This window comes from Streptomyces sp. SID12501 (genome assembly GCF_010550245.1).
In the GTDB taxonomy this organism is placed as follows: Bacteria; Actinomycetota; Actinomycetes; order Streptomycetales; family Streptomycetaceae; genus Streptomyces.
Map to the genome: position 1 here is coordinate 1 of NZ_JAAGLU010000568.1, position 457 is coordinate 457.

Consider the following 457-nt stretch of genomic DNA (forward strand, 5'->3'; position numbering starts at 1 on the left):
AAGGGGCTGCTGCTGGCCTTCCTCGTCCGGCTGACGGGCGCGCGGCACATCGTGGAAGTGGGCACCTTCACCGGCTTCTCCGCCCTGTCCATGGCCCAGGCGCTCCCGGCCGACGGCCGCCTCATCGCCTGCGACGTGTCGGAGGAGTGGACGGCGTACGGGCGCGAGGCCTGGGAGGCCGCCGGCGTCGCCGACCGCATCGACCTGCGCATCGCCCCCGCCCTGGACACGCTCCGCGCGATGCCGGCCCGGGAGCACATCGACCTGGCGTACGTGGACGCCGACAAGCAGAGCCAGATCCTCTACTGGGAGGAGCTCGTGCCGCGGCTGCGCCCGGGCGGCCTCATCGTCACGGACAACACCCTGTTCCACGGGACCGTTCTGGACGAGTCCCCGGAGAGTCGGGGCGCGAGCGTGCACGCGTTCAACGAGCACGTCGCGGCCGACTCCCGGATGG

Annotated in this window: 1 protein-coding gene; it reads left to right on the forward strand. The window is 72.4% G+C overall.

The window, feature by feature from the left end; all coding sequences use genetic code 11:
- The coding region (locus G3I71_RS47325) for an O-methyltransferase (protein WP_164325127.1) at positions 1 to 457 on the forward strand (457 nt) is incomplete at both ends.